At 54.1% G+C, this 8,807-nt stretch carries 11 protein-coding genes; 9 read left to right on the top strand and 2 right to left on the bottom strand.

Translation table 11 applies throughout. From position 1 onward, the window contains the following. Positions 1-23: 23 nt before the first annotated feature. The 5 genes from rpmH (at position 24) to mnmE (ending at position 3,869) form a co-directional block, all read left to right on the top strand. On the top strand, positions 24-164 hold the full coding sequence (gene rpmH, locus ACRCWW_RS17540) for a 50S ribosomal protein L34 (RefSeq protein ID WP_003849659.1): 141 nt from the start codon (positions 24-26) through the stop codon (positions 162-164). 16 nt (positions 165-180) lie between these two features. Continuing rightward, positions 181-540 (top strand): ribonuclease P protein component, encoded by a 360-nt coding sequence (gene rnpA, locus ACRCWW_RS17535; RefSeq protein WP_438683541.1) that lies wholly within the window; start codon positions 181-183, stop codon positions 538-540. Continuing rightward, positions 504-761: a membrane protein insertion efficiency factor YidD gene (yidD, locus tag ACRCWW_RS17530; protein WP_438683540.1), complete on the top strand. Its 258-nt coding sequence runs from the start codon at positions 504-506 to the stop codon at positions 759-761. Before rnpA ends, yidD begins: the two co-directional genes overlap by 37 nt. Before the next feature lie 2 nt (positions 762-763). Beyond that, positions 764-2,407: a membrane protein insertase YidC gene (yidC, locus tag ACRCWW_RS17525; RefSeq protein WP_438683539.1), complete on the top strand. Its 1,644-nt coding sequence runs from the start codon at positions 764-766 to the stop codon at positions 2,405-2,407. Between the two features lie 97 nt (positions 2,408-2,504). Next, the gene (gene mnmE / locus ACRCWW_RS17520; protein ID WP_438683538.1) at positions 2,505-3,869 is read left to right on the top strand and encodes a tRNA uridine-5-carboxymethylaminomethyl(34) synthesis GTPase MnmE; all 1,365 of its coding nucleotides are present in this window, start codon (positions 2,505-2,507) and stop codon (positions 3,867-3,869) included. 42 nt (positions 3,870-3,911) lie between these two features. Here the strand turns inward: mnmE and ACRCWW_RS17515 are convergent, their stop codons facing one another. Continuing rightward, positions 3,912-4,220, bottom strand: coding sequence for an addiction module antidote protein (locus ACRCWW_RS17515; RefSeq protein ID WP_438683537.1), 309 nt, complete (start codon positions 4,218-4,220; stop codon positions 3,912-3,914). A 3-nt stretch (positions 4,221-4,223) separates the two neighbouring features. Continuing rightward, positions 4,224-4,541 (bottom strand): type II toxin-antitoxin system RelE/ParE family toxin, encoded by a 318-nt coding sequence (locus tag ACRCWW_RS17510; protein WP_438683536.1) that lies wholly within the window; start codon positions 4,539-4,541, stop codon positions 4,224-4,226. Positions 4,542-4,901: 360 nt separating this feature from the next. Between ACRCWW_RS17510 and ACRCWW_RS17505 the strand changes: the two genes are divergently transcribed. From ACRCWW_RS17505 to ACRCWW_RS17490, 4 genes are all read left to right on the top strand, one after another. Next, positions 4,902-6,074 (top strand): MFS transporter, encoded by a 1,173-nt coding sequence (locus tag ACRCWW_RS17505; protein WP_438683535.1) that lies wholly within the window; start codon positions 4,902-4,904, stop codon positions 6,072-6,074. After that, a complete protein-coding gene (gene yidZ, locus ACRCWW_RS17500) occupies positions 6,055-7,035 on the top strand; it encodes an HTH-type transcriptional regulator YidZ (protein ID WP_438683534.1) in 981 nt (326 codons plus the stop codon). The genes ACRCWW_RS17505 and yidZ overlap by 20 nt, the downstream gene beginning before the upstream one ends. A 204-nt stretch (positions 7,036-7,239) precedes the next feature. Beyond that, positions 7,240-7,989: a 4'-phosphopantetheinyl transferase family protein gene (locus ACRCWW_RS17495; protein WP_438683533.1), complete on the top strand. Its 750-nt coding sequence runs from the start codon at positions 7,240-7,242 to the stop codon at positions 7,987-7,989. Between the two features lie 30 nt (positions 7,990-8,019). Next, on the top strand, positions 8,020-8,586 hold the full coding sequence (locus tag ACRCWW_RS17490; protein WP_438683532.1) for an NADPH-dependent FMN reductase: 567 nt from the start codon (positions 8,020-8,022) through the stop codon (positions 8,584-8,586). The last annotated feature ends 221 nt before the right edge of the window (positions 8,587-8,807 follow it).

Here is an 8,807-nt window from a genome sequence, read left to right as displayed (position 1 = left end):
TTCAAGTTTAGGTAGAAATCGCCATGAAACGCACTTTTCAACCGTCTGTACTGAAGCGCAACCGTTCTCACGGCTTCCGTGCTCGTATGGCTACTAAAAATGGTCGTCAGGTTCTGGCACGTCGTCGTGCTAAAGGCCGTTCTCGTCTGACCGTTTCCAAGTAATAAAGCTAACCCCTGAGTGGTTAAGCTAGCTTTTCCCAGGGAGTTACGTTTGTTAACTCCCACTCATTTCACATTCGTCTTCCAGCAGCCGCAACGGGCTGGCACGCCGCAAATCACCATCCTCGGCCGCCTGAATTCGCTGGGGCATCCCCGCATCGGTCTCACTGTCGCTAAGAAAAACGTTAAACGCGCTCATGAACGCAATCGGATTAAACGTCTGACGCGTGAGAGTTTCCGTTTACGTCAGCATGAACTTCCTGCGATGGATTTTGTGGTCGTCGCGAAAAAAGGGGTTGCCGATCTCGACAACCGGGCACTCACGGAAGCGTTGGAAAAATTATGGCGCCGTCACTGTCGCCTGTCTCACGGGTCCTGATAGCCCTTATCCGGGTCTATCAACGCCTGATTAGTCCGCTACTCGGGCCGCACTGCCGTTTTACTCCCACCTGTTCGCAATACGGAATTGAGGCATTGCGCAGGTTTGGAGTGATAAAAGGCAGTTGGTTGACGGTGAAACGCGTATTAAAATGCCACCCTTTACACCCGGGTGGTGACGACCCCGTCCCACCAGGACCTTCTAATACCAGAGAACACTAACGATGGATTCGCAACGCAATCTTCTTATCATCGCTTTGTTGTTCGTGTCTTTCATGATCTGGCAGGCATGGGAACAGGATAAAAATCCTCAGCCCCAGCAGCAGATCACGCAGACTACGACCACCGCAGCGGGTAGCGCCGCCGACCAGGGCGTACAGGCCAGTGGCCAGGGGAAACAGATTACGGTGAAAACCGACGTGCTTGAGCTGACCATCAACACCCGTGGTGGTGATGTTGAGCAGGCACAGCTGTTAGCTTACCCGAAAGAGCTGGGTTCAAACGAACCGTTCCAGTTGCTGGAAACAACGCCGCAGTTTATCTATCAGGCACAAAGCGGCCTGACGGGTCGTGATGGCCCGGATAACCCGGCTAATGGCCCTCGCCCACTGTATAACGTTGATAAAGATGCGTTTGTACTGGCTGACGGACAGAACGAACTGTCTATCCCAATGACCTTTACCGACAAAGCCGGTAACACCTTCACCAAAACGTTTGTCCTCAAGCGCGGTGAATATTCGGTCAATGTGGATTACAACGTGAAGAACACCGGCGAGAAACCGCTGGAAGTGTCCACGTTCGGTCAGCTGAAGCAGTCCATCAATCTGCCAACCCATCGCGACACAGGCAGCAGCAACTTCGCGCTGCACACCTTCCGCGGCGCGGCATACTCCACGCCAGACGCGAAGTATGAGAAATACAAATTCGACAAAATCGCCGACAACGAAAACCTGAACATCAGTTCTAAAGGTGGTTGGGTCGCGATGCTGCAACAGTATTTCGCCACCGCGTGGGTGCCTCGTAACGACGGCAGCAATAACTTCTACACCACCGACCTGGGTAACGGCATTGCCGCGATTGGCTATAAGTCTCAGCCGACGCTGATTCAGCCAGGCCAGAACGCGACCGTAGGTAGCACCCTGTGGGTCGGCCCGGAAATTCAGGACAAAATGGCAGCTGTCGCGCCACACCTGGATCTGACCGTTGATTACGGTTGGTTGTGGTTCATTTCTCAGCCGCTGTTCAAACTGCTGAAATTTATCCACAGCTTCCTGGGTAACTGGGGCTTCTCCATCATCGTTATCACCTTTATCGTTCGTGGCATCATGTACCCGCTGACCAAAGCGCAGTACACCTCCATGGCGAAGATGCGTATGCTGCAGCCGAAAATTGCGGCGATGCGTGAGCGTCTGGGCGATGACAAACAGCGTCAGAGCCAGGAAATGATGGCTCTGTATAAAGCTGAGAAAGTGAACCCACTGGGTGGCTGCTTCCCGCTGATTATCCAGATGCCAATCTTCCTGGCACTGTATTACATGCTGATGGGCTCCGTTGAGCTGCGCCATGCGCCGTTTGCTCTGTGGATCCATGACTTGTCCGCACAGGACCCGTACTACATTCTGCCAATCCTGATGGGCGTGACGATGTTCTTCATCCAGAAGATGTCACCGACCACTGTGACTGACCCGATGCAGCAGAAGATCATGACCTTTATGCCGGTCATCTTCACCGTGTTCTTCCTGTGGTTCCCGTCAGGTCTGGTGCTGTACTATATCGTCAGCAACCTGGTCACCATCATCCAGCAGCAGTTGATTTACCGTGGTCTGGAAAAACGTGGCCTGCATAGCCGCGAGAAGAAAAAATCCTGATTCCGTAGCCGGGTAAGTGAATTACCCGGCCATCAGAACAGGAATGACAGGGCGGTCTAATGACCGCCTTTTCTATTGCTATAAAACGAGATAAACCATGAGCCATAACGACACCATCGTCGCCCAGGCCACTCCGCCAGGACGCGGCGGCGTAGGCATTCTGCGTATCTCCGGCCTGAAAGCGCGTGAAGTGGCGCAGGCGGTGCTCGGAAAATTGCCGAAGCCTCGCTATGCCGATTATCTGCCGTTTCGTGATGCGCAAGGCGCCACGCTGGATCAGGGCATTGCGTTATGGTTCCCGGGCCCGAATTCCTTTACTGGCGAAGATGTCCTTGAGCTACAAGGCCATGGCGGCCCGGTCATTCTCGATCTTCTTCTGAAACGCATTTTGACGCTGCCGGGAGTACGTATTGCCAACCCCGGCGAATTTTCAGAACGCGCATTCCTTAACGATAAGCTCGATCTGGCACAGGCCGAGGCCATTGCCGACTTGATTGATGCCAGCTCCGAGCAAGCCGCTCGTTCAGCGATGAACTCCTTACAGGGTGCATTTTCCACCCGGGTGAACCATCTGGTGGAAGCACTTACTCACCTGCGCATCTATGTGGAAGCGGCCATCGACTTCCCGGATGAAGAAATCGATTTCCTCTCTGACGGCAAAATCGAAGCGCAGCTCAATAACGTGATGGGCGATCTGGATGCCGTTCGCGCCGAAGCACGCCAGGGCAGCCTGTTACGCGAAGGGATGAAAGTGGTCATTGCCGGGCGCCCTAACGCAGGCAAATCCAGCCTGTTGAACGCGCTGGCTGGCCGTGAAGCCGCCATTGTCACCGATATCGCTGGCACCACGCGTGACGTGCTGCGCGAACATATCCACATCGACGGCATGCCGCTGCACATCATCGACACCGCTGGATTGCGCGATGCCAGTGATGAAGTCGAACGCATCGGTATCGAACGCGCCTGGCAGGAAATTGAGCAAGCCGATCGCGTGCTGTTTATGGTCGACAGCACCACCACCAACGCCGTCGATCCGGCAGAGATCTGGCCTGATTTTATCGCCCGACTGCCTCAGAATTTGCCGATTACCGTGGTGCGCAACAAAGCGGATATCACCGGCGAAGCGACTGGTCTGAGCGATGTAAATGGCCACTCACTTATTCGACTCTCTGCGCGTCAGGGGGAAGGCGTGGACATTCTGCGCAACCATCTGAAGCAGAGCATGGGCTTTGACACCAACATGGAAGGCGGTTTCCTTGCCCGTCGTCGTCACCTGCAAGCGCTGGAAAACGCCGCCAATCATCTGCAGCAAGGTAAGGAGCAACTGCTCGGCGCCTGGGCCGGTGAGCTGTTGGCAGAAGAACTGCGCCTCGCACAGCAGGCGTTAAGCGAAATCACCGGGGAATTCACCTCCGACGACCTGCTCGGCCGCATCTTCTCGAGCTTCTGTATCGGGAAGTGATTTACACAACCTGAACAGGTTTTGATGTGGTAAGTGTCTGAATCAGGCACTTACCAGCGAGGAAAACTGGAAACCTGCGGCATGGACAACGCTGCGAAGTGTTTTCAGCGTCGGGTTGCCTGTGGGAGAAAGCGTGCGATAAAGAGATTCACGCGAGACACCTGCTTTCTGAGCGACCACGGCCATCCCTCCCCGGGCTTCAACCACATGGCGTAACGCCAGTAAAAAGGCTTCCTGGCCACCATCTTCATCAATATCAAGGAACGCCTGATGCAGATAAGTCAGAGCAAAATCAGGATCTTCCCTGAGTGCATCCACCATCACTTCATCATATAAACGTTCTTTAGCCATGCATCACCTCTTCAAATAGTCTTTGAGACAGCAAACAGCCTCATCAATGTCAGCACTCTGGGTGCGCTTATCACCCGCAAGCAGCAGCAAAATGACTTCATCACCGACCAGACTGTAATACACCCGATATCCAGCCCCCTGATCGATCCTGAGCTCCCAAACGCCTTCACGACATGGCTTGTGATCACCAAAATTATCTGAAGCCATCCGGTTAATTCGCGAGGCTATTTTTGCTTTCGCAACCGGGTCACGTAACTTTTTAAAAAACGCAGCATACAAGTCCTGCCCATCAGCAGTGATGTAAGTTTTTATCGTTTTCATCTATCCAAAAGTAGCTTAAAAGCTACTCCCCGTCCATTGTATTTAGCTTAAAAACTACAAATGGCTTCCCACCGTGAAGTGTAGCCGTGATAAAGAAGGGCTACTGAGTAAGGGTGCCACCCCATCCGTTAATGGAGACATTACTGGATAACTTCTTTAACGCACTACCTCCCTTTTCGGACTTAACGAGTCTATATGTAAGGGTATTTCTGACTCTCAGGCCCTGCGCCCTTTAGCGGCATCAGAACATTTCTCAACTTTCACTGTTTTTCCATTCTGGAAATCGCTGTTGTCCAAATGGCAACTCGTGCCCCTCAGCAAAGCCTCGTATGCTTAGCCGCTCTTTCCTGCGAGGTTTCTATGGCACGCTTCCTGTTTTGCAGTTTCGCCCTGGTATTGCTTTATCCTTCCGGCATCGACATGTACCTCGTCGGCCTTCCCCATATCGCCGCCGACCTCCATGCCAGCGAGGCGCAGCTGCATATCGCGTTTTCGGTTTATCTGGCCGGTATGGCAACAGCCATGCTGATTGCCGGTCGTCTGGCTGATAAGGCCGGGCGGCAACCTGTCGCCATCTGTGGCGCGATTGTGTTTGCATTAGCCTCAGTCCTTTGTGCGAATGCCACCACCAGCTCGCTGTTCCTGGCAGGCCGCTTTATTCAGGGCACGGGCGCGGGTTGTTGTTATGTGGTGGCTTTTGCGATTTTGCGCGATACGCTCGACGATCGGCGCCGGGCCAAAGTTCTGTCATTGCTCAATGGCATCACCTGCATTGTGCCGGTGCTGGCGCCGGTGATTGGCCATCTGATCATGCTCAGATTCCCGTGGCAGAGCCTGTTCTGGGTAATGACCGGCATGGGGGTGATTGTCTGCCTGCTCTCAACGCTGGTTCTGAAAGAATCCCATCCGGGCACGCAAGCTTCTCAGTACTCCGCTCAACCTTTGGCTTCGGAATCACTGACCAGCCGCTTCTTTATCAGCCGGGTGATCATGACCACGCTGAGCGTCACGGCCATTCTGACTTATGTCAATATCTCGCCCGTGCTTTTGATGGAAGTCCTGCAGTTTGATCGGGGCGAATACTCCACCATCATGGCGCTGACCGCATTGATCAGCATGGTCGTGGCCTTCTCAACGCCGTTTGCCCTGACACGCTTTAGCCAACGCACGCTGATGCTGGTCGCGCAAGGGCTGTTATTTGCGGCGGCTCTGGTTCTGGCCTCAGCGTCTTCAAACGCAGTGATGCTGTTTGGCCTGACGCTCATCTGCTCGGGCTTCTCACTGGGCTTTGGCGTGACCATGAGCCAGGCATTGAGTCCTTTTTCACAGCGTGCGGGCGTAGCGAGCTCTGTCCTGGGTATCGCTCAGGTCTGCGGTTCCTCGCTGTATATCTGGCTGGCTGCCGTTTCCGGCGTCAGCGCACTGAATATGCTGATCGGGAGTCTGATTAGCTGTAGCATGGTCTGCATCTTGTTGATTACCTTTGTGTCCGCGCGAGTGGACGCGCCGGACCATGAAAAAATCCCTGGCTAGTCTCGATCTCAATTTACTGCTGTGTCTGCAACTGCTGTTGCAGGAGCGCAGCGTCAGCAAGACGGCGAAGCGGATGAACGTCACGCCCTCCGCCGTCAGCAAGTCTCTGTCCAGACTCAGAGACTGGTTTAACGATCCGCTCTTTGTGAAAACGCCGGGTGGCCTGCATCCCACGCCGCTGGCGGTGAGTATGGAGCAGGATCTGGCAGACTGGCTGCAAATGAGCCATCAGCTGCTGGACAAGCCGCATCACGACACCCCGCGCGGGCTCACCTTTGAACTGGCGGCGGAAAACCCGCTGATGCTGATTGCCTTTAACGCCCTTTCGCAGAAAATTTATCAACGCTATCCACAGGCGACCGTGCGGCTGCGTAACTGGGGTTACGACTCTCTGGATGCCATCATCCGCGGGGAAGTTGATATCGGCTTTACCGGGCGCGAAACGCACCCGCGTTCCCGCGAATCACTCAGCCTGTTGCCCTGGAATATCGATTTTGAAGTGCTGTTCAGCGACTTGCCGCGCGTCTATTTACGCGAAGATCACCCGGCTTTGCAGGAAAAGTGGGATCTGGAAACCTTTCTGCGCTATCCGCATATCAGTATTTATTGGGAAAACAGCGACACCTGGGCGCTTGATGAGGTCTTACAGGAATCCGGGCTGAAACGTCAGATAGCCCTCAGCCTGCCAGGTTTTGAAGCGTCGATGTTCATGGCAGCGCAGCCGAACCACACCTTACTGGCTACCGCTCCGCTCTATTGCCAGCACTACAATCAGCAGCACGGTCTCAAACTGGTGACGCGCCCGATCCCCCTGGAAGCTGCGCTACTGCAAAAGCTGGCAGTGCCTTTCACGTTGCTCTGGCACAAGCGCAACGGGCATAACCCGAAACTGATCTGGCTGAAATCCGTTTTAAAAGAGCTGTACGGCGAGGCATTTCTGGCAACGCTTCAGAGGGAGTAACGGTGATATCAGCAATGGTCCTTTCAGCAGGAAATCGGCCGCTAGCCGCGTCATTTCGTGAACCCACAGACTATTGCGGCTAAGGAAATGTAAATGTTCTGACTGAGGCCTTTTCAACAGGGATTTTCCACATTAAAACCTCAACAGTTTAAGCGATAATAACGGTATCGTTTTCACTCAGACCATTAATCACGGAGCGACATAATGGCTATGCATTTTGCAAGAGGGATCCTTAACGATGGGCATTTGCACTCAGTGCGACTCTCATCATACTGCCACAACGAAGCCCGCCAGCTTCCCCAGCATCGCCGTTCGCGGTTCCTGGCTTCGCGCTCTTTGCTTGCCGAGCTGCTGTTTATGCTTTACGGCATTAGCGAGCTACCCGATATCATCACGCGCCCAGACGGCAAACCGGTTTTTCGCGACAGCAATCACCCTCGTTTTTCCATCGCTTATGCCGGGAATATCGTCGGCGTTGCGCTAAGCACCGAAGGGGAATGCGGTCTGGATATGGAGCTTCAGCGCGCCACTCGTGGTTTCCACAGCCCGACGGCGGTCGAATCCTATCCCTTCAGCAGTAATGAAAATCTGTGGATCAAAAATCAAAACGATCCGAACGAAGCCCGCGCCCAGCTCATGGCCCTGCGCCAGAGCGTGCTAAAACTCATCGGCGACACCCAATGTCATTCCCAGCAACAGCTTCAGCTATTGCCCGGTTCAGGCCGTCTGAGAGCCGCTCGGGTGATGAAGATAGAAGCCATTTGCGATGCGGAAGATGTGCTGGTGTGGTCGATTGCCGCAACCCCTGCCATTGAGCGCCTGAAAGTCTGGGAATATGACAGCAAAACCGGCTGGCGTGGCTTACCGGATATGCAAGCCCGCGCCAGCGAACCCGAGGCCCGCCTGATGCGATTTACCAGCCTGCCTGCGGAAAAAGCCCTTATACTGAACTGACCCATCATGATGAAAACGAAAGGAGTAATCATGTCTGAAGCGTTGAAAGTTGTTACGTTACTGGGAAGCCTGCGCAAAGGTTCATTTAACGGTATGGTTGCGCGTACCCTGCCAAAAATTGCCCCGGCAGGAATGGACATCACCGCTCTGCCGTCCATCGGCGAGATTCCGCTATACGATGCCGATATTCAACAAGAAGAAGGTTTCCCCGCAAGCGTAGAAGCGCTGGCTGCGGCCATCCGCGAGGCTGATGGCGTAGTGATTGTGACGCCTGAATATAACTACTCGGTGCCGGGTGGTCTGAAGAACGCCATCGACTGGCTTTCTCGTCTGCCTGAACAGCCGCTGGCAGGTAAACCTGTGCTCATCCAGACCAGTTCGATGGGCGCGATTGGCGGCGCACGCTGCCAGTATCACCTGCGTCAGATTCTGGTGTTCCTGGATGCGATGGTGATGAACAAGCCAGAGTTTATGGGCGGTGTGATTCAGAACAAGGTCGACCCACAGACGGCGGAAGTGGTTGATCAGAGCACGCTCGATCACCTGACCGGTCAGTTGACCGCGTTTGGGGAGTATATTCAGCGCGTGAAAGCCTAAAAAAATGCCCGGTGGCGCTGACGCTTACCGGGCCTACGTTCTTTTGTAGATACTGTTATGCCACGCAAGCATTTTCCATATTCTGAGTGGCATCGAAAGGGCGTCCTGATTTCAGGACGCCATACGCCACCTGCGCCAGCTTCCGCATCATCGCCCCGATTATTAGCTTCCCATTTTTCCCGTTTTTCTTCAGCCTGTCCCTGAACACTTTGCCCCATTCT

It is taken from the genome of Scandinavium sp., assembly GCF_051650185.1.
Classification (GTDB): domain Bacteria; phylum Pseudomonadota; class Gammaproteobacteria; order Enterobacterales; family Enterobacteriaceae; genus Scandinavium.
Note: the sequence above shows the minus strand (reverse complement) of the source record. Positions and strands in the feature narration are given on the sequence as shown.